We start from the raw sequence: 25,185 nt of genomic DNA, 5'->3' as shown, positions 1-25,185 counted from the left end.
TGTTTCGGGGTGCAAAGATAGAACCCTTTTTTGTATTTACAACTAACTTAGTAGGTCTTTCTTTAACGATTTATTAATCTAATCTTAACACTGTTTATTATCAGTGTTTTACAGATGAGTTTTAATGTGTTTTTTATTGGGACACGTATTTATTGGTTGTCCTTACTATATAGGCTCTATTTGTGGGTAGCGTTTGGGGAAGTGTTTAAATACGTGTCTAAATAATGAATAGCCCTTACGCTACCTAGTACTTTTTATAGTGCTTTAATTTAAAAAGGCGCCTTTTTAAGACTTTGGATTTGGTGAGCAGTGTGGTTTAAATCGTCGCTCACTTTATGTTGGCTACTGAATTTTGCTATGGAACCTGCGATCTCTGCGTGAAGAGGTACTCCTTCCTTTCTGTTTTTTGAAGAGCGTTCGTCGCGATCTCAGCGGTCTGGATTACTCACTCCTTGTCTCATTCTAAATATAGGTCGTCGCGATCTCTGCGTTAAGGATTGAGGCTTTGTTGGAGCTCTCCCGATTTTTTATCGGGAAGCGACTGCCGAAAGCCTGACCGCATCGCAAAACAAAACAGTGTTTTGCAATGCGGTAACGCCCAAAATATAATATAAGTGGTAAATAAGCGTATTTCTGATTCGGTTATAGTAATCCTTTAATATGTTCCTAGAGTATATTGAGTATATTATTGAAATTTTTAAAATCGATAATCTCACTGCACTCCATTTTATCGGCTTTATTTATCCATCCCCCTAACCCTTGTATTGCATAGTGGTACAGTCCTAAATAATTTTGAGCCACAGTCTCTTTTTTCTAATCCCAGCTGGTTTGATATAAAATAATATCTCTTTTACTAAATTTGTTGTTTATAACTTCAAAAAAAACAGCAACTATTTTGCATCTTATAACCCTATCGTTTAGTAAACCGCCCTATCTATATTATTACAGTTTAAGCGACCATTTTTTCTTTTGTAATTTTATTCACTACTATGGAAATAGCGCCATCTCCTGTAACGTTACAAGCGGTACCAAAACTATCCATAGCAATATATAAGGCAATCATTAAGCCTAGCATTTCTTCAGTAAAACCTAACATTGATTGTAAGATCCCGACCGCGGCCATAATAGCGCCTCCCGGAACCCCCGGTGCTGCAATCATAGCAATTCCTAACATAAAAATAAAACCTGCGAAGAGCGCAAAGCTAAACGGCATTCCTTCTAATATCATTAACGCCATAGCGCATGCTGTAATTTTCATAATACTACCAGACAAGTGAATGGTAGCACATAATGGAATAACAAACCCGGCAATTTTCTCTGAAACACCATTTTTCATAGACTGCTCTAAAGTAACTGGTATTGTTGCTGCCGAAGATTGTGTGCCCAGAGCCGTAAAATACGCAGGCATCATTGTTGCTAATAATTTTAAAGGATTCTTTTTTGTCAACACGCCCGCAATAGTATATTGAAGCAATAATAATAGAATGTGTAAGGCAAAAATCACTCCTATAATACTAACAAACACAGATAATATAGAGAACACTTTTCCACTAAAAGACATACTTGCAAATATTCCTAAAATAAATAAGGGTAATAAAGGAACAATCACGTTTTCTATAAGTTGCATTATTATTTTCTGAAAGTCTTTAACCACGGATTTCAAACTTGATTTTTCTTGATACGACAACCCTAAACCAATAACAAACGCTAATACTAAAGACGTCATAACATCTAATGCCGGCGGGATGGTAATACTAAAATAGGGTGTTAATTCCCGGCCTGAATCTGCAATAAGCGATGCATCGTTAACGTGAGATTCTAAAAGTTGAGGAAATATGTTAGAGGTCGCAAAATACGTCATAAACCCCGAAAACAAAGTAGAACCATAAGCAATAGCTGCTGTAAGCAATAATAATTTACCCGCTCCTTTTCCCAAATCGGAAATTGCTGGCATTATTAATCCCATTATAATTAAAGGAATTGCAAAATTTAAAAACTGCCCGAAAAAGGAATTAAAGGTTGTAAAAATTCTATTGACAGACTCCGGTAAATACAGTCCGAAAACGATTCCTAAAACTATGGCAAGAAAAACCTTGAAGAGTAAGTTTGAAAATAAACGTTTCATAATATATGCTAATTAGTAAAAGACATTAAGCGTCTTGTATAAGATTATTTTTAAGTCCGCTAATATACAGCCATTGTTATGAAGGACTCTGTTATGTGTCTGGTATTTTTTCCTTATTTACACACTTTAGAGGACTCCTTATTGGCCGTTTACCAAACGAATGTTTATATTTAAGATCGCATTTTAGAAATGGTCGCCTCTTTTTTTAGTAATTTTGATGTTCCATAAACTTTAAAACATATCCTAAAACACAACTCTATGCCTATAGAAAATATCCCTGAGATATATTTTGATAACAAACACCAGCCACAAGACATATTTGTTTATGATTTTAAGATGTCTAGCGATGTGGTAAAAAGTAAGGTTAATTTAAGTATGAATATGTTCAGTTTTCTTCAAGTGGGAAAAAAGCAAGTCCATTTTGCGAACACTTCAATGGCGGTGAACAACAAACAATCGCTATTACTGAAGAAAGGAAATTGGTTATGGACAGAGTTATTAGATATAGATGCGACTTATTATTGTAAGCTTTTCTTTTTTTCGGAAAAGAAACTTATCGATTTTTTAAGTAAATACACCAATGATGTAAAACCTTATAGAGAGGATGTTCCTTATTTTGTGATAGAAAACGACGACTATCTCGCTGCGTTCATTACCTCTCTATCCTCTAACACCTTTACAAATCATAGTTTTAGCGACGCTTTATTAGTTTTAAAGTTTGAAGAAATTATGTTGTATTTACTCAATAAATACGGTTCTAGTTTCGAATATTACTTACATTCTTTAATATCTAAAGAGGTCTCTCCTTTTAAGAGTATTGTAGAAAGCAATGTGCACTCTAATTTAAAACTGGAGGAAATTGCCTTTTTATGTAATATGAGTTTATCAACATTTAAACGTCATTTTACTAACGAATATAACGAACCACCGGGAAAATGGCTTCAAGATAAGCGCTTACAAAAAGCGAAAGACTTATTACTAGGAGGTGACTTAAAAGCGTCTGATATTTACTTAGATATTGGCTATAACAACCTGTCTAACTTTAGTGTCGCCTTTAAAAACAAGTTCGGAATTAGTCCAACAGATATATAAAATTAAAATACAAACTACTTAAGTCGCTGTATTTAAGCTGTTTATTAAAACACTAGAAACTGATTTTTATACAAACCAACACATTGAACCAATTTCATAAGTTATTGAACCGTATCCATAAATAAGAAGGTAACAATCCATCGTACATTTGTACCATAATTAAAACGCTTGTTATAGCAAGCAGTATTTAAGAATCTAAATTTAAATTATATAATTATGGCAAATGTAACTAAACCTGTATTCAAAGAAAGATATGGGAATTTTATTGGCGGTAAATTCGTAGCCCCTGTTAAAGGTGAGTATTTCGATAACGTATCTCCAGTAGATGGTAAAGTATTTACTCAAGCGGCGCGTTCAACACAAGAAGATGTTGATCTTGCTCTTGATGCAGCACACGAAGCGTTTCCATCTTGGAGTACGTCTTCAGCAACAGATCGTAGCAATATGCTATTAAAGATTGCTCAAGTAATGGAGGATAACCTTGAATACTTAGCAACTTTAGAAACTATCGATAATGGGAAACCAATTCGTGAAGCTCGTGCAGCAGATATCCCTTACTGTATTGATCACTTTCGTTATTTCGCAGGTGTTATTCGTGCAGACGAAGGAAGCATCTCTGAACATGATAAAAATACATTAAGCATCGTTTTAAACGAACCTGTTGGTGTTGTTGGGGAAATCATTCCTTGGAACTTCCCTATGTTAATGTTAGCTTGGAAAATTGCTCCAGCTTTAGCAGCAGGGTGTACAGCGGTTGTAAAACCAGCAGAACAAACGCCTACTAGTGTTATTGCTTTAATGGAACTTATTGGTGACATTTTACCAGCAGGTGTATTAAACATCGTAACTGGTTTTGGTGCCGAAGCTGGTGCAGCTTTAGCAACGTCTAAACGTATTGCAAAACTTTCATTTACTGGTTCTACTGAAACAGGCCGTAAAGTTTTACACAATGCAGCCGAAAACATTATTCCTGTAACTATGGAATTAGGTGGGAAATCTCCCAACATCTTCTTCCCTTCAGTAGCAGATCAAGACGACGAATTCTTTAGTAAAGCTATTGAAGGCGCGTTAATGTTCGCACTTAATCAAGGGGAAATTTGTACCACTCCTTCACGTATTTTAGTTCACGAAGATATTGCTGATCTTTTTATAGAAAGAATGCAAGCACGACTAAAATTAGTTCAAAAAGGAAATCCGCTTGATCCAGAAACTATGATTGGTTCTCAAGTGTCTAAAGCACAATACGACAAAATCTTAGGTTATATTAACATCGGTAAAGAAGAAGGTGCAGAAGTATTAGCTGGTGGAGACGCTGGAAATTACGACGGTGAAATTTCTAACGGATATTACATACAACCTACAGTTTTAAAAGGTACGAACGATATGCGTGTCTTCCAAGAAGAAATTTTTGGTCCAGTTGTCGCTTTAACAACTTTCAGTTCTACTGAAGAAGCTATCGCTATCGCAAACGATACGCCTTACGGTTTAGGTGCCGGTGTCTGGTCTCGTGATGCTCACGAATTATTCCAAGTTCCTCGTGCTATTAAAGCGGGTAGAGTTTGGGTAAACCAATACAATACGTACCCTGCTCACGCTCCGTTTGGTGGTGTAAAAGAATCAGGATTCGGTCGTGAAAACCATAAAATGGCTTTAGATCATTACCGTGTTGTAAAAAACATGTTAATCTCTTACGACAAGAAACCAGTTGGATTCTTTTAATTAAGACTTTTTACTAAAAGTTTATAATAAAAACCCCGGCCCTGCCGGGGTTTTTTGCTTTAATCACCTGTCTTAACTGAAGACTTTAATTACTTTTTAATTATGAAAAAACCATTTTACGCCTTTCGATATATCAGCTGGATTGCCATTATATTTTCGCTTTTAGGCTCATTACTTTTATTTATCGTGGGCGCATTAAAAACGCTTAATGCTTTTCGTGTGTTTTTTTTAGGTTATATTCCAGAAGGCAAAGCGCATTTACATAGCGCCGATATTGGCATCACCTATCTTATAAAATCTTTAGACACCTTTTTAATCGCTTTAGTCTTGTTTATTTTTGCTCATGGCATATACACCTTGTTTATTTCAAATACCTCTAGCACCAAAAATAGTGGCGTATTAAATTGGATTCAAACACCCAATATTGGGCATTTAAAAAATGTTTTAGCCGAAGTAATCATCATCATTCTATTTGTAAAATTCTTAGAAGTGGTTTTTGTAAACATCGATAATTTAAAATGGGAATTATTAATCCTTCCTATTTCCATTGTTTTAATGGCTATAGGTTTAAAAGTATTAAAACTTAAGAAAGAAGATAGTACTAACAATTTAAAATAAGTAAATTATGAAAGCAATACAACATATCGGTTACGGAGAAATTTCGGAAAGCATAAAATTTTCTGAAATTGAAAAACCAACAATTAATAAAGATGAAGTTTTAATTGAAATATTTGCCGCTAGTGTAAATCCTCTAGGTATAAAAGTTTTAAATGGAAAATGGAAAACTAAAAAGAATTACACCTTACCTGCAACTTTGGGTTATGACGTAAGTGGTAAAATTGTTGCGGTAGGAGAACATGTAACAGGTTTCAATATTGGAGATGACGTGTATACCTATCATAATAAGCAAGGAACCTTTGCTGAATTCGTCGCGATTAGCCAAGATAATATAAGTCTAAAGCCGAAAAATCTAAATTTTGAAGAGGCTTCAAGTTTACCGTTGGTAAGCCTTACCGCTCTACAAGCCTTGCAAAGAGGTCAGTTAAAATTTGGTGATAAAATACTAATTCATGCAGGATCAGGCGGGGTTGGTTCTATAGCCATTCAGATAGCAAAAGCAAAAGGCGCTTATGTCTATACTACTACAAGTACAGATAATGTAGAATGGGTAAAAGCACTTGGTGCAGATCGGGTTATTGATTATAAAACCGAAGACTACAAAACTATTGTCAAAGATTTGGACATAGTTTTAGATCCTCTTGGAGATCCATATACTGAAGATGCTTTTAAAGTAATTAAAGAGGGAGGGAAAGTAATCAGCCTGGTAGGACCTCCTGACGAGGAAACTGCCAAAAAAATGGGGGCAAACCAAGATGATTTAAAGCAGAAAAGACAGAAAATAACAGAGCAAATGGAATTAAAATCGGCTTCTTACAGTCTTGTAATTCTCAAAGCAAACGCTAAGCAACTTGATGAAATAACGCAACTTGTAGAGGCACAGAAAATTCAACCTGTTATTGATAAAGTATTTCCTTTTAAAGACACCTTAAAGGCCTTTCTACATGTTAAAAACGGAAGAACTAAAGGTAAAGTTGTTATTAAAATGAAGTAAATTATAAGTAGCGGATGTGTTAAAGAAGAGGATAAGGATAAAACTTTTATTGTTTTGTCTATCAGAAAAAAGAATAACAAAAATAATTAGAGAACAGTAAGTGCTCAAACAACAAGCAAATACTTTCCTAATTATTGTATCTTAAGAGAAATCACGAATAAAGATCGTAGATTATGGAACAAGATTCATTTATTTTACATTCAAACTATACGCCTTCTGGTGAACCAACATAAGCCATTGCAAAACTTATTGCCGTTACAAATATTGGCATGTAATGATACCGCAAATATAGCCCATTAAGGTTTGAAGAATTAAAAAAAATAAAATCTCAGACTGTTTTTGTCTCTGCCACAGCTGGTAGCTATGAGCTAAAACGCTCAAAAAGAGAAACCATTAATCAAATTATTATTTTCAGAGTTGTAATAGCAGACATTAATTACTATTTACCATCTAAACTTAATGTTGTTCTATTTTCAATTTTAACTACGACGTTACTATTTTATCGACAATAAGTTCTCATTCATTAATAAATAAAACCACTCAACTAAAAGTGGTTTTTATTTATATTTAATATTGAGTAACACGTATTAACTTACTTCTTAATGATTTTTTTTGATGCTTTACCTTACCTAATTGTAGCTCTAGAATTCGATAATAATAATTAAAATTATATTAACTAACATTAAATAAAAATTTGTGCTTATATCACGACTCTATTAATAAAGTAGAAAAACAAGTTATACACATAACAGCAGTGTGCTTTAAGTGTTATTTTGGTTTATCAATATTTTTACGATTAAGATCACAATCATAAAATTTCGGCCTATGCACCATCACGATCGTGTGTTTGGGATCACCAAGACCTATAAATCAATAAATTACACCGTTACTTTCTTTCTCTCCATAATTTTAATTAGTATTTATAGCGTGATAATGTCTAAATATGAATGGCACCTATCGCATCTTATTAGATCTATCTGCTAATACGTTTTTATTTAAAATTAACCTAGAAACAGCCCTTGATAAGCCTTTTGATAGCACAAAATAAGTAGAGATAATAGTGACACAAGGAACGCTATTCAAGACTGCTAGATAAACACTCTTGAAACAACTACACCTATATTCTATTCGTGCTTTAAATCGTAAAAAGCTAAAGTTAAATCAGTTTTACTGTTAAAATCTCGTATATTCGCCATAATAAACGTTAATAATAAGAATATTATTATTTTATAGTTATTTTTCTTGTTAACCTTTTCAATAGTTCTATGAATTAAGACCTTTATTCTCTGGAGGTCGGCTTTAGTTTCTGAAATCCTTTCATTTAAACAAAAGTAAATAATTATCGAGGCGAACCTCGAAGCATTAATATTAAATAGATTTGCGCACTGTAACAGCTCATATACCTACCACTTTGATGATTTACATAAGATGTAAAGCTTTTTTACTGTTAATCTTGGAACACAGAACGAATGAATTGTTGATGCTTTTTTGAAAAGCAAAACAGCTACAACGAATCGTTATGACTCTTATGATTATGTATTCTTAGCCTTATTTCTAGAGAGTACTATTTTTTTTCGAAAAGAGACAAGCCTCTGGGTCTTGGACCCTTTAGATAATTAGTTTTTTATAACTTAAATTTTAAAATTATGAGTACAAATCTAAGTATTACGTATACAGCTCCTTGGAAGCTAGAAGCTGTCGATTTACCTATTCCAAAAAGGGAATTTCGAGGAAAAATTCTTGAACATGCCGTTATTGTTAAAGTAATTGCTACAAATATTTGCGGGAGTGATCAGCACATCTACCGTGGCCGTTTTGATGTACCAGCGGGAACAGTTCTAGGACATGAAATTACCGGAGAGATTATTGAGATTGGTCGCGATGTTCTGCATTTAGCGGTGGGAGACATTGTATCTGTTCCCTTCAACGTTTCTTGTGGACGTTGTAGAAATTGTAAGACCCAACATCCTGAAGTCTGTGAAACAGTCAACGATCAAGCACCACTGGGTGCCTATGGTTTTGATCTTGGTGGCTGGCAAGGCGGACAGTCTCAATACTGTTTAGTGCCCTATGCCGATTTTGCACTATTAAAATTCCCTGACCGAGATCAGGCGCTAGACCGCATGATGGATTTGGCATTTCTTTCAGACATATTACCTACAGGTTATCATGGTTGTGTTTCTGCCAAAGTAAAACCCGGATCGACAGTTTATATCGCAGGGGCTGGACCAGTTGGTCGAGCTGCAGCTATGTCCGCTCGTTTACTAGGGGCTTCTTGTGTTATTATTGGAGACCAAAACAAAGAACGATTAGCCGTACTTAAAAAAGGAGGCTATCAAACAGTCGATCTCTCAACTTCTGGTTCGTTAAAGGACAAAGTTGACGCGATTCTCGGTGTTCCTGAAGTGGACTGTGGTGTTGATGCAGTAGGTTACGAAGCGCATGGCCATGGTGAAAATGCAGACACAGAACTTCCTGAAACCGCTTTAAATGATGTTATGGATATTACTCGAGCAGGAGGAAGCATTGGAATCCCAGGAATTTACGTAGGTGGAGATCCAGGAAGTAAATTACCGCGACCAAAAAAAGGAACGCTCGATCTTATTCTTGGACAAGTATGGGTTAAATCACTGACTATGACCACTGGAATGGCTCCAGTAATGAATTATAGTTACGATTTGATGCAAGCAATTCTATGGAATCGAATCGATGTTCAATCCGTAATGGATATTAAGGTTGTACCACTTACGGCTGGTGTTGATGCATACAAAACATTCAGTGATGGATCTCCCAAGAAGTTTGTACTAAACCCTAATGGCTATTTGAAAAACTCTTAAATTATCTTGAGTTAACAAATTTCTCCTAAGAATAGTGGAGTTGAAATTCTAGTATAATGGCCAATAAAATAATCAAATTATTAATTGATTTCTTAAATACAAATAAAAGTAGCCTGTACCCATACAAAGTTCGTGCGTTGAAAATCGGTTAAGGGCTACTTTTATATTTTTAAATCCCCCTAAATATTGATTCTAATTGAATTTTAATTCATCTAAAGGTAATAAAGCGTATAAAAAAGTAGATATCCCAAATTGTAAAGTCTATCTATAAAGGCAATTCCTTTTAACCTTCTGGACACAATTCTTAGTGACTTCTTATAATTTAGCCAAGAGGTGCCCCAGAACAAATCTCACCCTCCACTATGGTTTATCAATTGAAAAACAACCACCTATAGTCCAAAAGATATATAAAATTAAAATACAAACTACTTAAAGCGCTGTCTTTAAGCTGTTTATTTAAACACTAGAAACTGATTTTTATACAAACCAACACATTGAACCAATTTCATAAGTTATTGAACCGTATCCATAAATAAGAAGGTAACAATCCATCGTACATTTGTACCATAATTAAAACGCTTGTTATAGCAAGCAGTATTTAAGAATCTAAATTTAAATTATATAATTATGGCAAATGTAACTAAACCTGTATTCAAAGAAAGATATGGGAATTTTATTGGCGGTAAATTCGTAGCCCCTGTTAAAGGTGAGTATTTCGATAACGTATCTCCAGTAGATGGTAAAGTATTTACTCAAGCGGCGCGTTCAACACAAGAAGATGTTGATCTTGCTCTTGATGCAGCACACGAAGCGTTTCCATCTTGGAGTACGTCTTCAGCAACAGATCGTAGCAATATGCTATTAAAGATTGCTCAAGTAATGGAGGATAACCTTGAATACTTAGCAACTTTAGAAACTATCGATAATGGGAAACCAATTCGTGAAGCTCGTGCAGCAGATATCCCTTACTGTATTGATCACTTTCGTTATTTCGCAGGTGTTATTCGTGCAGACGAAGGAAGCATCTCTGAACATGATAAAAATACATTAAGCATCGTTTTAAACGAACCTGTTGGTGTTGTTGGGGAAATCATTCCTTGGAACTTCCCTATGTTAATGTTAGCTTGGAAAATTGCTCCAGCTTTAGCAGCAGGGTGTACAGCGGTTGTAAAACCAGCAGAACAAACGCCTACTAGTGTTATTGCTTTAATGGAACTTATTGGTGACATTTTACCAGCAGGTGTATTAAACATCGTAACTGGTTTTGGTGCCGAAGCTGGTGCAGCTTTAGCAACGTCTAAACGTATTGCAAAACTTTCATTTACTGGTTCTACTGAAACAGGCCGTAAAGTTTTACACAATGCAGCCGAAAACATTATTCCTGTAACTATGGAATTAGGTGGGAAATCTCCCAACATCTTCTTCCCTTCAGTAGCAGATCAAGACGACGAATTCTTTAGTAAAGCTATTGAAGGCGCGTTAATGTTCGCACTTAATCAAGGGGAAATTTGTACCACTCCTTCACGTATTTTAGTTCACGAAGATATTGCTGATCTTTTTATAGAAAGAATGCAAGCACGACTAAAATTAGTTCAAAAAGGAAATCCGCTTGATCCAGAAACTATGATTGGTTCTCAAGTGTCTAAAGCACAATACGACAAAATCTTAGGTTATATTAACATCGGTAAAGAAGAAGGTGCAGAAGTATTAGCTGGTGGAGACGCTGGAAATTACGACGGTGAAATTTCTAACGGATACTACATACAACCTACAGTTTTAAAAGGTACGAACGATATGCGTGTCTTCCAAGAAGAAATTTTTGGTCCAGTTGTCGCTTTAACAACTTTCAGTTCTACTGAAGAAGCTATCACTATCGCAAACGATACGCCTTACGGTTTAGGTGCCGGTGTTTGGTCTCGTGATGCTCACGAATTATTCCAAGTTCCTCGTGCTATTAAAGCGGGTAGAGTTTGGGTAAACCAATACAATACGTACCCTGCTCACGCTCCGTTTGGTGGTGTTAAAGAATCAGGATTCGGTCGTGAAAACCATAAAATGGCTTTAGATCATTACCGTGTTGTAAAAAACATGTTAATCTCTTACGACAAGAAACCAGTTGGATTCTTTTAATTAAGACTTTTTACTAAAAGTTTATAATAAAAACCCCGGCCCTGCCGGGGTTTTTTGCTTTAAAAAACTAGAGAACAAAAGAATTATTTTTTCAAATTTAGCTGTAGTAGTAGTGGTTAGTCGTATTAGGAATTTATTATATTTGTTATTACAGCCTAAAAACAATTTATGAAATTAAAAAAAAGAACATTCGATTTACTTTTTATTATTATTTCAACCTCTCTTTTAATTACTTTTAACGCGTATAACGTGTTAGAGAACTACATCGCGTTTGCACTAATCCCTATATTAATGGCGTACTTCTTGGGCCAATACTCCGAGAAAACTTTTAAAAACAAATAGTAAATCGCCTGTTTTATTCTGTTTTTAATCTTCTGTTTCTCTTTTTGTAACTGGAAAAGCGTTTTCAACAATTACCAATCCTTTTCGTGTTAGCAATAAAATCCACATTGTAGCTACAAACGGAAACGTATAAGGTGGCACTCCTATTTTTATTAGATAGTCATCTATAATCACCGTAACTACAGTACTTAAAACTACCCAAAACCCATCTCTATGCCGGGTTCCAGCAAAGGCGAGAGCACAGAGCACCGCATTAAAACTAAACATCCCTGTATCTATTGAAGATTCGGGACTATTAAGTAAATGGGATACTGAAATAGCCAAAATAGAAGCAAAAATGCCATACAATGCGGCAATAGGTTTGTTAACGTAAACTCCGAATAGAAATAACAATCCCGCGATTAAACTTCCTTGAAACATTACTTGTCCGAAACCGTGCGTGGAAAAAATAAGATCATCATCTATTCTATCATCGTCGTACTCGATTCCGACTTGCTCTAGCGCGTCTTCAAACATCTCAGCCGTAGGTTCTTGTAAAAAATCCTCTTCGGCAGTGGGATGTTGTACTAAAGGCATAAAATTTGTTGTATTCACAAGCGAGACAACCACCCACCCCATCACAACAAAAGGAAATGTAAAGACCTGAAGGTTTTTAATAATAGCGAAATGCATTATTAATGTCGCAATCACTGAAGCCACAATAATACTAAAAACAGACTCCCAGGATAAACCGTATTTATAGACAATAATTATTCCTATTAAAGCCGCATTAAAACCATAAAGCCCTTGATTAAGAGCTTTATAATTTTTTTTACTAAGTAAATAACCTGAAACGCTGCCGGTTATTGTTGCTATCACTAAACCGATTGCCATTAACCAAGAGTTGTATAATACACCCAAAAGAAAAAGTAATCCTGTAATAGCATTCTCTTGTAGCATTATTTGAGCAATACCTTTAAGATTAATTACACTAAATTGTTTAATTTTTTTAACCATCTGTTTATTTTAATATTATTACCAGCCCAAGAAAATCATTCCTACACCACATATTGCAATAGTTCCTCCCGCTATAGCTGTCATGTATTTCTCGAAGAAATCTGTTTTTATTAATTTAAAGCCATAGTGCCCCAGGACAACCATTATCACCATCATTAATAGAGTGAAAAACAAAAACACACTGGTAATAAGGTAAATACCATAAGTAGAATTCATGATCGCCGGATAGGTTAACAACGGAATCATTGGTTCGCAAGGCCCTAATAAAAAGATAATAAACATTACCCAAGGTGTTACCTTCTTTCTTTCTGAAGGCATAACAGGACCTTGCTTATGCTGGTGTTGGTAAACATAAACATCGCCACTATCATACACATCAAAATGTTTATGCTTTTTATTACGATAGGCTTGATATAAGCCTACTAACATAAACACCACTCCAAAAACAAATAAAGCCCAAGCCGCCAAACCGCCTCTTAAACCCTCAAACCACGATAATTTATTTAAAGAAAACCCAATAGCAACACCACCTAAGGCTAATACTACAGAACTCATTACGTGACCAATACCACAAACAATAGTCCAAAAAACGGTGCGTTTAAGGGTCCAACTTTTAGCTTTTCCTATTGCTATAAACGGGATGTAATGATCTGGCCCAGTTAGAGTATGAAGCACACTAATTGAAACTGCCGCTATTAACAATACATTTAACTCTGATTCCATATCTATATTAACTTAATCTCTATTTCTTTTTTGCGAAGTGCATTCGCTTGATTATCTAATTGTATTCGTATTTTCTTTAAGGCTATAAAAAGCTGCTCTCCAGAATTACCCAAGACTCTTATAGCACAAGCATCTTCCGAAAGTTTTGAAACTCCAAAAATCATATCTTCTTCCTCTGCAAGCACTGTAGTCATTAATTCTATATGTTCTTTTACAGAATGAAAAGGATCGATAGATACAAAGTTTGCTTGATAAGTAAATTCCTCATATTGCCCAATCGATTTAAAATCTATCGCTGAAGGTTTCAGATATAAATTGTCTTTATAAAACAATTTACCTTCGCGATAAATTTCAGTAAGACTGTTGTATTTAATAAAGGCAAACGATTCACCATTCAACTTACGACCACAAGCCAAAATTTCACCCCAAACAAGAACACTATTTGCCGCGAGGTTTATGGTGTTTTTACTATTAAAAATAGCGCCTTTATGCGGCACGGAAGGATGTGGTAAATGACTAAAGTATGCGTTTTCCTCAATATTTACATTCATCTCCTGCCTAGCGCCATCAGGCGTGTCGTATACCCGTTGATACGATTGTGTTTGTATATTAAGCAAGGTTTCTTTTTTAACGTTTACATCTATTTTATAATGATCATGATTAAAAAAACCTGGTGAAGAACTCATAATCATAACTTCAAGTAACGGGTTACTTTTATCTTCTCGCACCTCAACCACATTAAATGGCGGGGTAAAAAAAGTATCTTTTAAAATAGTAACCTCTCTATACAGACTAGTTTCAACACTATATTGTCCCATATTTTAGTATTCTAGTGCTGGTTCAGATGCTTTCTCTTCTATTAAAGCATATTTTTTAATCCAATTAATAACATCTTCTAAACCGTCTCCTCTCATTAAATCGGTAAACACAAAAGGCGTTCCTTGGCGCATTTTACTGGAATCTGCACGCATCACCTCAAGATCGGCATTAACGTAAGGTGCTAGATCGATCTTATTAATAACTAAAAGGTCTGAACGCGTAATTCCGGGTCCCCCTTTGCGCGGTATTTTTTCGCCTTCAGCCACCGAAATTACAAAAATGGTTACATCGGCTAAATCTGGACTAAACGTTGCCGAAAGATTATCTCCGCCGCTTTCGATAAATACTATTTCAATTTCTGGATGACGGTCAACCATTTCGTCGATAGCCTCCAAATTCATACTAGCATCTTCACGAATGGCAGTATGCGGACAGCCCCCTGTTTCTACGCCAATAATGCGATCGGCTGGTAATAATGAGTTTTTTGTTAAGTACTCGGCATCTTCTTTCGTGTAGATATCGTTGGTGATAACACCAATACTGTACTCTTTTGCTATTTTATGTGAAAGCTTTTCAATTAAAGCTGTTTTTCCTGAACCTACTGGCCCCGCAACTCCTATTTTAATATAATTTCTCTCTTCCATTTTATATGTGATATTTTTTGATTATTAATTATTTTTTAAGACATATATAGTCTTGAATACAAGGTTTCGTGTTGCATACATCTAATATCGAATGCGGGATTACAAAGTCCGCGCATATCTTCATCTAGTATTAATGTTTCGTCCACAACCTGCGCTATTAAATCGTGCATTTTATATAAAATATCCTGTCCGTCCATTTGCCCAAGCGGCACCAATTTAACACTGTTAGTCACCATATTAACAGCAGCGTTGTAATAAAAAGCGCTTAGCACAGGTTTGATTTCTGCCCCTAAAAGAGCCGTAATCATTCCAAATATAACGGCAAAATGACCTGGGGTTTCTTTATTTTTCACCTTATTGAAAAACACGTGCATCACTTCATAATCGTGTAATCTAACATAGATTTTAAGTAATCGTGTTCCTAATTTTAAACTACCGTCACGTACTTCCATTGGGGCTTTTAAAGCGTGCGCTTCGTTATCTAATTCTAAAAGAGCCTCTAAATTGTTTTCTAACCCATATCTAAAAGCGTCACGAACAAAAACACCGTCGTTATATTTAAAGTTATAAAGAAGCATATTTTGCACAAATTCGCGCGTACTTTCCACATCTCTAACCACGTTTTGCTGTATGTAGGTTTCCAATCCGTTGGAATGAGAATACCCTCCTATCGGCAAGGTGGGGTCTGAAATATGCAGTAACTCTAATAGTATTTTTTGTTTATTATTTGCCATACTATTTACTGTTTTGTTGTGAGGTCTAAAATTCTTGAGAATAGCGACGGACTATCATTTCCATTTCCGTGTGCATGGCCGATGTTTGCTTTTAGCATATTAAGTAACTGGCAATGTTTTTTTTCTACGATATATCCTGTAACTTCTAATAGACGTTCTAGCGGCTTTTCGTAAGGCACTAGAACTTTCTCGTCTTGAATGAAAATAGGCAAATGTTTATTACCAATTTCGTAGCAAACAGTCCCCATTTCTACGATGTTTCTTGGGGTAACTTGTATACTATCACAGGGCAATACATCGACTATAACCACATTATTATCATCTTCTAACACAATGTCTCCTTGATGCAAGCGCTGACCTTCTTTTAAGAACTTAATAGCCACTTCACGACCTCCTTCTGTCTTTTTACGCATAATGCGCTTGGTCATTTCAAACCATTCCAAAGACAGTGTATCTATTGTTTTATTTCCTACAGAATAGGTTTTTATATTTCCTATAACTTCTTTACAAAGCATATTATCATTTCATTTTTAAAAAACGACTCGACAGTAATATAGGTGCCGAATCGTTTTAAATTAATACTAAAATAAAAAGTAACGTTGTGCTAATGGCACTGTGTCAATAGCCTCACAGGTTACTTTTACACCATCTACTTTTACTTCATAAGTTTCTGGATTAACATCTATAACTGGTGTTTTGTCGTTATGAATTAAATCTTTCTTAGAAATATTTCTACAGTTTGATACCGCAAATAATTGCTTTTTCAATCCGTATTTTTCTTTTACATTATTAGTCATTGCCGCTTTAGAAACGAAAGTTGCACATGTTTTATGTACCGCTGAACCTAGACCTCCAAACATTGGACGCATCATAACGGGTTGTGGTGTTGGAATAGACCCGTTTGGATCTCCCATTTTACTTGCAATACACATACCTCCTTTAACAATCATCTCTGGTTTTGCACCAAATAAAGCCGGTTTCCAAAGTACAAGATCTGCCATTTTACCTGGTTCGATAGAACCTACATGATGAGAAACACCGTGAGCAATCGCAGGATTAATCGTGTATTTAGCTACATAACGTTTTGCACGGAAGTTATCAGCTTCCATTTCTTTATCTTCTTCTAAAAACCCTTGTTGAATCTTATTCTTATGCGCTGTTTGCCATGTTCTTGAGATGGTTTCTCCAACACGTCCCATAGCTTGCGAATCGGAACTCATAATACTAAAAACGCCCATATCTTGAAGAATATCTTCGGCTGCGATGGTTTCTGGTCTAATTCTAGAATCGGCAAAAGCAACATCTTCCGGGATGCTTTTACTTAAATGGTGACACACCATTAGCATATCTAAATGCTCATCGATGGTGTTTTTAGTAAATGGACGCGTTGGGTTTGTAGAGGCTGGCAATACGTTTGGATACATTGCTGCTTTAATAATATCTGGCGCGTGTCCGCCTCCTGCACCTTCGGTATGGAAGGTGTGGATGGTTCTTCCGTTTATAGCATCGATAGTATCTTCTAAAAAACCAGCCTCATTTAAGGTGTCAGAGTGCAGGGCTACTTGAATATCATATTCATCGGCAACTGTTAATGCCGCATCTATAACAGATGCGGTTGCTCCCCAATCTTCGTGTATTTTTAAACCTAATGCTCCAGCTTCAATTTGTTCTTTTAAAGGCGCTAAATGAGAGCAATTTCCTTTTCCGAAGAAGCCTATATTCATAGGAAGATTATCTGTTGCTTGCAGCATACGTTCAATATTCCAAGCTCCTGGCGTTACGGTTGTGGCATTGGTACCGTCGAAAGGTCCTGTTCCACCACCAATCATAGTCGTAATACCACTATAAAGAGCGTGCTCTATTTGTTGTGGTGATATAAAGTGAATATGTGAATCTATTCCTCCTGGCGTTGCGATAAGGTTTTCTCCACTATGTACCTCGGTAGACGCACCGATAATCATATTTAGATCAACGTTCTCCATTGTATCAGGATTCCCGGCTTTTCCAACACCAACAATTTTACCGTCTTTGATACCGATATCCCCTTTTACAATACCCCAATGATCTAAAACAGTAGCGTTTAAGATTACTAAATCTAAAACACCACTATCGCGGGTTGCTGTACTAGATTGTGCCATTCCATCACGAACGGTTTTACCACCACCAAATTTATTTTCTTCACCATAATACGTGAAATCCTTTTCAATTTCAATAAATAGTTCAGTGTCTCCTAATCTTATTTTATCGCCAACTGTAGGGCCGTACATATTGGCATACTTAATTCTATCTATTTTTAAACTCATGATTTTTTATTTTTAAAGGATTCGTGTTCTACATTTAACATGGCTCTTTTTAAATTTTGAGGATTCATCGTATCACCTACAGACAGATTGTTTAATCCGAATGAGTTGCGTTTACCTCCCAATCTTACGAGTTCAATTTTTGTAGATTCTCCGGGTTCAAAGCGAACAGCAGTTCCTGAAGGGATATTTAAACGGTGTCCATATGCCTTTTCACGGTCGAACTCCATTTCTCTATTCACCTCAAAAAAGTGATAATGAGACCCTATTTGTACTGGTCTGTCTCCTTTATTAATAACTTTTAATTTTAGCACTTTTCGCCCCGAGTTGCACTCGATGGCTTCTTTTTTTAATAGGTATTCTCCTGGTATCATTGTATTATTATTAAAGGTTAGCGTATAGGATTGTGTACGGTAACCAATTTGGTTCCGTCTGGAAAAGTGGCTTCTATTTGCACATCGTGAATCATTTCTGGAATTCCTTCCATAACATCGTCTCTGGTTAAATAGGTAGCCCCTTCTTGCATTAAAGACGCAACTGTTTTACCATCTCGCGCAGCTTCTTGCAACCGGTTACCAATTAGTGCTATAGATTCTGGATAGTTTAATTTTAGGCCTCGAGCCTTTCGTTTTTCGGCGAGTTCACCTGCCATAAATATGAGAAGCTTCTCTGTCTCTCTAGCTGTTAAATGCATAAGTATTGTATTAAAGGTTAATATTGAATATGGAGAAAAGAGAAAGAAGTCTCTTGGGAGCCGATAAAAACTAAAATTAAGGGTTTTGACGGTACTCTAAGAAACACCTCTTTTCTATTATCTTAAATTATAGACAGCACGATGTAAGTGATTTAATTACTGTATATTGAAGGTTGTTCTTTATAAACTATAACACAAGTTGTCTCGAGACGAAAGTTCACTAAGGTGAAGATTTTCGTGCTGGATATTTAAGACAAAGGCATGCCATTACTAGAATAGCAAGTAGGTTTAAAAACTTTGCTATTAGTTTAGAAAGTGTGTGAACACGTTACGAATTGAATGTAAAGTGCTGCTACTGTATTAAAAGTAAACTATGAAATGTTGAAACAACATATATAGTTGGTGTTCTGATTGTAAATTAATTTGACTTCTAAGACCTGTTTTGTTTGAGGAACAAAATCCTTGTTTTGGTAGTCTTGAAAAGTTGGGTAGTTCTTGTTGAGCTATCAATACGTGAAAATCGCATACCGATGTCTGTTGATAGTTAATGCCTTCTGCTTTTCGGCTTTTCTTACTTACGTAAGCAATTTTCCTGTCAATTTCTGACGAACCAAGATATGCAATTTCTTCAGCTCCAAAACCGAATGCACAAAATAATAATAGAAGTATTTTAATAAGCTTTTTCATAAACTCTCAACCGAAATCATTTAAAGTATCTAAAATGAATTCTCCGCAAATGTACAATTAAAATGAGGTGTTACGTTTTTTTACTGTTCTTTTTAACACTTTAAAAGGAATTTAAACACGCCGCTTAATCTGTTTTAAATACTATGACCCCGTTGTTTTAAATGCAAAATAAAGCCTATCTCTTTGTTAATAAGTGTTATAACTAGCTAAAGAACTCAAAACTAACCTACTAAATTAGGTTAGCCACAGTTTTATGGCTATGTTTACCTTTTAGCACTAATAAATCCTTTTTATAACACTAAGATGTATCACTTAAAAACAATTCACTCACATAGCTTTTACGAGCCGCTAATCTTTAGAGTGTTTTGTTCTTTTTATTATTTTGCTTGGTCTAAAAAACGCAAACTTATCTTCCTGCATTAATCAGGCATAACGAGTGTGCCTGAAAAACTCTTTTACACTATTTATTTCAGAAGCTATTCAATTTAAAACATATTGAAGACCTTCACTCGCATTTAAAATTGTGTATTTAATTGTAGTTTAAGCGATGTTCTTTTTATAATAAATTTAAAATAATTATAGTATGGCTGTCTTAAGAAAAAAGCTAACAAAAGCAGAATTAAACGCGAAGAAACAAGAAAAAATTCTAAAAAAATTGGAAGACAAAAAGATGAAAAAACGCAATTCTAGAGTGTGATCTCATTAAAAAATTAACTTTAACACCCAAAAAAGGCTGCAAATTAGTATTTACGGCCTTTTTTTTATTTACAAAATCGCCGTCTAATTACTGTATTTATAACAATTATTTTCCTTTTTAAAGAAAGGTGAACATAAAATAAGGTTTAACAAAGGATTTAGTATAATAGCTATTCAGAAAAAAAGTTATAACACCACATGCAAATTTACCAGAGGCGCCTAAGCATTAATACCGGCGTGAACAAACTTTTAGTATAAACTCCAAAATTTGTTATTAAAAAACGTTAAACGGCAGCGGCTGATTAGTACTTTTTAAAATTAATATAACCTTATGCTTTTAAGGTTTAGAACAACAGTCACTTCTAGAGTAACTTATAAAACAGTTCTTTTATTTTGAGGACAGATTATTGCTTTTAAGTAATATAAAAATTATCTTCGGACGATTAGCTAAAACACCGTGGATAAAAAACTAATCTCGAAAAAAAAACCTGCTTTCCCTATCACGCCTTTATTGTCGGAGTACCTAACTGCGCAAGGTAGAAACATCAAAATCCCTATCTTTTATGATGATTTACTGCGCTTTCAAGGCGCTATTGACATTATGGATAAAAATGATAAAGATACACTTTGGATACGCACGTATTTTGCAGAGCATGAGCGAGACGAAATAGAATACAGTCTTAAACAAATGTATTCCATTTTACATTCCGATGGAAGCGATCGTATTATACCTTATTTAAGCATTGACAGTATTGATTTTTGCACCTTTGGAAACACTAAGCCGTTTCGAATTAAGGTAAGAAATGTATTAAACGACAATTATTTATATCTGTATGTAAAAAAAGCAGATGCCTCTAGAATTTACGGATTAGAATTGGAGCACTTGCTATCGCCAAATCATATTACTTTTTTGGTTCATAAAGATACGTTAATAGAAGAACACATCTCTGGCATTGCTGGTGACACTTTTATTAGTGAGCATTTAGAAAAACTCCCTGACCAAGATAAACGAGCTCTTGCTAAGGAATTTGTTAAATTTAACGAGCGTTGTTTTGTGCGTCTTTTGGCCGATATGCGTTCTTATAATTATGTTATCGTTATTACGCAAGATTTCGATCGCGTTCAATACCGACTTCGTGCTGTAGATTTCGATCAGCAAAGCTATGAAGGCAACCCTAAAGTTTACAAACCACAATTTTTAAAAGAAAACAATGCACTTGTAAAATTAAGCTTGGAGGTTTTAGCGCCCGAATCTATAGATCAATACGAAATAGAAGAACGCTCTTTACTCGCCAAACGTGCTACTGTTGAGCATGAACGTTTGGAACATCTTTTAAGATGTATGAAAGAAGATAATATATCGACACCTGCTAAAATAAAACAACTAAAAGCAGGATTATTTGATCTTGTTGGTGATGTTAACTTTAAAAAATCTAAAAATATGGGTGAATTGTTAGAAAATGCAATCGATTTTATTGTTAGAAATTACAAAAATGAAAACCCATATATCATTAAATAAAACTAATAAAAATGAAAATTAAAAAGGTATTAATTGCCAACCGAGGAGAAATTGCTATACGTATTTTACGCGCCTGCACCGAATTAAACCTAGATACGGTTGCAATTTACACCTATGAGGACCGGTATTCTCAACACCGAAATAAAGCGGACGAATCCTACCAAATAGGTGAAAACAACGACCCTTTAAAGCCCTATTTAGACAGCGACGAAATAATTGAACTTGCAAAATCTAAAAACGTTGATGCTATTCACCCAGGCTATGGCTTTCTTTCAGAGAATTCAGAGTTTGCTAGAAAATGTGCTCAAAACGGCATTATTTTTATTGGACCTACCCCTGAAGTTATGGACGCTTTGGGTGATAAAATTACCGCAAAAAAAATAGCTGTAAAGTGTAATGTTCCAGTTATAGAAAGTAATAAAAAGAAACTAACCTCCTTAAAAATAGCCCTCTCTGAAGCCAAAGAGATCGGGTTTCCCTTAATGCTAAAAGCGGCTTCTGGTGGCGGTGGTCGCGGTATGCGAATTATACATAAAACCGAAGATTTAGAACAACATTTCGAGTCTGCAAAAAACGAGGCTTTAAATGCTTTTGGTGATGACACTATGTTTCTTGAGAAATATGTAGAAGATCCAAAACACATCGAAGTGCAAATAGTTGCTGATAATCATGGAAATATTCGCCATTTGTTTGAGCGTGATTGCTCTGTACAACGACGTCATCAAAAGGTTGTTGAAATAGCGCCATCATTTAATGTTTCAGAAAAAGTAAAGCAATCGTTATACAAATATGCTATTAAAATTGCCGAAGAAGTAAACTATAACAATATTGGAACCGTCGAATTTTTAGTCGATAGAGAGGATAACGTTTATTTTATTGAAGTTAATCCAAGGATTCAAGTAGAACATACGGTTACTGAAATGGTAACGGGAATTGACTTGGTGAAAACTCAAATATTTGTTGCTGGTGGTTACAAGCTATCGGATCAACAAATTAAAATTTACGAACAAGACAAGCTTGCCACTTATGGTTTTGCTTTACAATGTCGATTAACAACAGAAGATCCATCAAATAATTTCACCCCAGATTACGGTACAATAACCACCTACAGGAGTGCTGCAGGAATGGGTATTAGGCTGGATGCCGGAAGTATTTACCAAGGCTATAGTGTGAGTCCGTTTTTCGATTCTATGCTAGTAAAAGTATCTGCTCAAGGTAGAACCTTAGATGGTGCTATCCGAAAAATGGTTCGTGCCTTAAAAGAATTCCGTGTTCGCGGCGTAAATACCAACATTCACTTTTTACAGAATGTTATACAACATGACACCTTTAAAGCGGGTGGTGTAACCGTTAATTTTATTCAGAATACACCTTCCCTATTCAAAATTAAATTACCACAAGATCGTACATCGAAAGTAACACAATTTTTAGGCGAAGTAATTGTTAACGGTAATTCTGATGTTAAATTTAAAGATGATAATAAAGTTTTTAGAAACCCAAAAGTTCCGCAATTCAATGTCAAAAATCCGTATCCAAAAGGTACAAAGGATCTACTAACGGAATTAGGACCAGAGAAATTCTGTGAATGGCTTAAAAACGATACTAAAATCCACTATACAGATACTACGATGCGCGATGCGCACCAATCGTTATTGGCTACCCGTATGCGAACCTTTGACATGATGAAAGTAGCAGAGAGTTATGCAAAAAACCATCCTAACACTTTTAGTATGGAAGTTTGGGGAGGTGCAACCTTCGATGTCTGTTTACGTTTTTTACATGAAAGTCCTTGGACGCGTTTACGCGAATTGCGAAAAGCGATGCCAAATATTCTATTCCAAATGCTACTTCGTGGTAGTAATGCGGTTGGATATAAAGCTTATCCAGATAATTTAATAGAGAAATTTGTAGAAAAATCGTGGGAAAATGGCGTCGATGTATTCCGAATTTTCGATTCTTTAAATTGGGTTAAGGCTATGGAACCAAGTATCAACTATGTTCGCGATAGAACGGGTGGTATTGCCCAAGCCGCTATTAGTTATACGGGTGATATTCTTGATGTAAAGCAAACTAAATACAACTTAAAATATTACACCCAATTAGCGAAAGATCTTGAAAATGCGGGCGCCCATATGATTGCTATTAAGGATATGGCAGGATTATTAAAACCGTATGCGGCTACAGAATTGGTTGCCGCTTTAAAAAACACCGTTAATCTGCCTATTCATTTGCATACACATGATACGTCTTCATTGCAGTCAGCTACCTACTTAAAGGCTATTGAAGCTGGTGTAGATGTTGTAGATGTCGCTCTAGGGGGATTATCAGGTTTAACTTCTCAGCCCAACTTTAACGCTATTGTTGAAATGATGAAATATGAAAAACGCGCCCATGTCTTTGATATGGACACGTTAAATCAATTTTCGAATTTCTGGGAAGATACCCGTGAAATGTATTACCCTTTTGAATCCGGTTTAAAAGCCGGGACAGCCGAAGTTTACAAACATGAAATTCCTGGTGGACAATATTCTAATTTACGACCGCAAGCAATTGCTTTGGGATTAGGCGATCGCTTTGAAGAGGTGAAAAAAATGTACGCTGAAGTGAATTTGATGTTTGGTAATTTAATAAAAGTGACGCCAAGTAGTAAAGTAGTTGGTGATATGGCAATTTTTATGGTAACCAACAATTTAAAACCTCAAGATGTTATGGAGCGCGGTGAGGAGTTATCATTTCCTGAATCGGTGATCAGTTTCTTTAAAGGCGATCTAGGTCAGCCAGCAGGTGGATTTCCTGAAAAGTTACAGAAAATAATTCTAAAAAATCACAAAGCGTATTCAGATAGACCAAATGCACATTTAGAACCCATAGATTTTGATATAGAATATAAAACCTTTAAAAAGAAATTTCAAAAAGGATTTACCCGCGCACTAGAAATCGAAGATTTTTTATCTTACACGTTATATCCAAAAGTATTTGAACAAGCTCACGAAAATTATAAGTTATACGGCAATTTAGCACTTGTTCCCACTAAGAATTTCTTCTATGGAATGAAACAGCGCGAAGAAACACTTATTGAGTTAGAACCGGGTAAAACAATTATTGTTAGATTACTTTCGGTTGGAATCCCTAATGAAGAAGGTATTCGTATTGTGTTTTTTAGTGTGAATGGTGAGAATAGATTTGTTGAAGTTTTAGACCGATCGTTAAACATTAAAAAAGAAGAACACGTTACAATAGATTCGGAAAATTCAAGTCAGATTGGTGCTCCCTTACAAGGCTCACTTTCCAAAGTATTAGTAAAAAAAGGGCAACACGTAAAAGAGAATGATCCCTTATTTATAATAGAAGCTATGAAAATGGAAACTACTGTTACCGCTTTTAAAACCGGAAAAGTAAAATCTATAACTTTAAAAGAAGGCACTATGGTTATGCAAGATGATTTAATTTTAACGGTGGAATAGTCTATACGGATTAAATGAGAAAATTGTAAGACGCCTATTAGGCCTCTTAAAA

General features: G+C 35.3%; 19 protein-coding genes and 1 pseudogene. 10 read left to right on the top strand and 10 right to left on the bottom strand.

Annotated elements, in window-relative coordinates:
* Positions 1-949: 949 nt before the first annotated feature.
* Positions 950-2,125 (bottom strand): dicarboxylate/amino acid:cation symporter, encoded by a 1,176-nt coding sequence (locus tag ES676_RS06785; RefSeq protein ID WP_148369570.1) that lies wholly within the window; start codon positions 2,123-2,125, stop codon positions 950-952.
* A 258-nt stretch (positions 2,126-2,383) separates the two neighbouring features.
* Here ES676_RS06785 and ES676_RS06780 point away from each other — a divergent pair, with 258 nt between their 5' ends.
* From ES676_RS06780 to ES676_RS14685, 8 genes and pseudogenes are all read left to right on the top strand, one after another.
* Positions 2,384-3,217: a helix-turn-helix domain-containing protein gene (locus ES676_RS06780; RefSeq protein ID WP_148369569.1), complete on the top strand. Its 834-nt coding sequence runs from the start codon at positions 2,384-2,386 to the stop codon at positions 3,215-3,217.
* 216 nt (positions 3,218-3,433) lie between these two features.
* Positions 3,434-4,936 (top strand): aldehyde dehydrogenase family protein, encoded by a 1,503-nt coding sequence (locus ES676_RS06775; protein WP_148369568.1) that lies wholly within the window; start codon positions 3,434-3,436, stop codon positions 4,934-4,936.
* A 102-nt stretch (positions 4,937-5,038) separates the two neighbouring features.
* The gene (locus tag ES676_RS06770) at positions 5,039-5,554 is read left to right on the top strand and encodes a YqhA family protein (RefSeq protein WP_148369567.1); all 516 of its coding nucleotides are present in this window, start codon (positions 5,039-5,041) and stop codon (positions 5,552-5,554) included.
* A 7-nt stretch (positions 5,555-5,561) separates the two neighbouring features.
* Positions 5,562-6,548, top strand: a complete 987-nt coding sequence (locus ES676_RS06765; RefSeq protein ID WP_148369566.1) for an NADP-dependent oxidoreductase — start codon at positions 5,562-5,564, stop codon at positions 6,546-6,548.
* A 1,646-nt stretch (positions 6,549-8,194) separates the two neighbouring features.
* Positions 8,195-8,626 (top strand): annotated as a pseudogene (locus ES676_RS15235) (alcohol dehydrogenase catalytic domain-containing protein); the annotation flags it as partial.
* Positions 8,627-8,680: 54 nt separating this feature from the next.
* Positions 8,681-9,385 (top strand): MDR/zinc-dependent alcohol dehydrogenase-like family protein, encoded by a 705-nt coding sequence (locus ES676_RS15070; RefSeq protein ID WP_246130321.1) that lies wholly within the window; start codon positions 8,681-8,683, stop codon positions 9,383-9,385.
* 627 nt (positions 9,386-10,012) lie between these two features.
* Entirely contained in the window at positions 10,013-11,515 is a 1,503-nt protein-coding gene (locus ES676_RS06755; RefSeq protein ID WP_148369564.1) for an aldehyde dehydrogenase family protein, read from the top strand.
* A gap of 168 nt (positions 11,516-11,683) precedes the next feature.
* Complete coding sequence (locus tag ES676_RS14685) at positions 11,684-11,857, top strand: hypothetical protein (RefSeq protein WP_170234432.1); 174 nt, start codon at positions 11,684-11,686, stop codon at positions 11,855-11,857.
* 24 nt (positions 11,858-11,881) lie between these two features.
* Here the strand turns inward: ES676_RS14685 and ES676_RS06750 are convergent, their stop codons facing one another.
* From ES676_RS06750 to ureA, 9 genes are all read right to left on the bottom strand, one after another.
* On the bottom strand, positions 11,882-12,853 hold the full coding sequence (locus ES676_RS06750; protein WP_148369563.1) for an urea transporter: 972 nt from the start codon (positions 12,851-12,853) through the stop codon (positions 11,882-11,884).
* An 18-nt stretch (positions 12,854-12,871) separates the two neighbouring features.
* Positions 12,872-13,576 (bottom strand): hypothetical protein, encoded by a 705-nt coding sequence (locus ES676_RS06745; protein WP_148369562.1) that lies wholly within the window; start codon positions 13,574-13,576, stop codon positions 12,872-12,874.
* Between the two features lie 2 nt (positions 13,577-13,578).
* Entirely contained in the window at positions 13,579-14,394 is an 816-nt protein-coding gene (locus tag ES676_RS06740; protein WP_148369561.1) for an urease accessory protein UreD, read from the bottom strand.
* A 3-nt stretch (positions 14,395-14,397) separates the two neighbouring features.
* Positions 14,398-15,039, bottom strand: coding sequence for an urease accessory protein UreG (gene ureG, locus ES676_RS06735; protein ID WP_147113370.1), 642 nt, complete (start codon positions 15,037-15,039; stop codon positions 14,398-14,400).
* Positions 15,040-15,074: 35 nt separating this feature from the next.
* On the bottom strand, positions 15,075-15,773 hold the full coding sequence (locus ES676_RS06730) for an urease accessory protein UreF (RefSeq protein WP_148369560.1): 699 nt from the start codon (positions 15,771-15,773) through the stop codon (positions 15,075-15,077).
* A gap of 5 nt (positions 15,774-15,778) precedes the next feature.
* Positions 15,779-16,288 (bottom strand): urease accessory protein UreE, encoded by a 510-nt coding sequence (gene ureE / locus ES676_RS06725; RefSeq protein WP_148369559.1) that lies wholly within the window; start codon positions 16,286-16,288, stop codon positions 15,779-15,781.
* A 66-nt stretch (positions 16,289-16,354) separates the two neighbouring features.
* Positions 16,355-18,076, bottom strand: coding sequence for an urease subunit alpha (ureC, locus tag ES676_RS06720; RefSeq protein WP_147113379.1), 1,722 nt, complete (start codon positions 18,074-18,076; stop codon positions 16,355-16,357).
* A complete protein-coding gene (locus tag ES676_RS06715) occupies positions 18,073-18,447 on the bottom strand; it encodes an urease subunit beta (RefSeq protein ID WP_147113382.1) in 375 nt (124 codons plus the stop codon). The genes ureC and ES676_RS06715 overlap by 4 nt, the downstream gene beginning before the upstream one ends.
* A gap of 17 nt (positions 18,448-18,464) precedes the next feature.
* Positions 18,465-18,767 (bottom strand): urease subunit gamma, encoded by a 303-nt coding sequence (gene ureA / locus ES676_RS06710; RefSeq protein WP_148369558.1) that lies wholly within the window; start codon positions 18,765-18,767, stop codon positions 18,465-18,467.
* A gap of 1,840 nt (positions 18,768-20,607) precedes the next feature.
* On the opposite strand from ureA, the gene ES676_RS06705 reads away from it, so the two are divergent.
* Together ES676_RS06705 and ES676_RS06700 are read left to right on the top strand one after the other, a co-directional pair.
* A complete protein-coding gene (locus ES676_RS06705) occupies positions 20,608-21,669 on the top strand; it encodes a hypothetical protein (RefSeq protein ID WP_148369557.1) in 1,062 nt (353 codons plus the stop codon).
* An 11-nt stretch (positions 21,670-21,680) separates the two neighbouring features.
* Positions 21,681-25,133, top strand: a complete 3,453-nt coding sequence (locus tag ES676_RS06700; protein ID WP_148369556.1) for a pyruvate carboxylase — start codon at positions 21,681-21,683, stop codon at positions 25,131-25,133.
* Positions 25,134-25,185 lie beyond the last annotated feature (52 nt).

Origin of the sequence: Bizionia saleffrena, from assembly GCF_008086175.1 — a bacterium.
Classification (GTDB): Bacteria; Bacteroidota; Bacteroidia; order Flavobacteriales; family Flavobacteriaceae; genus Bizionia; species Bizionia saleffrena.
Note: the sequence above shows the minus strand (reverse complement) of the source record. Positions and strands in the feature narration are given on the sequence as shown.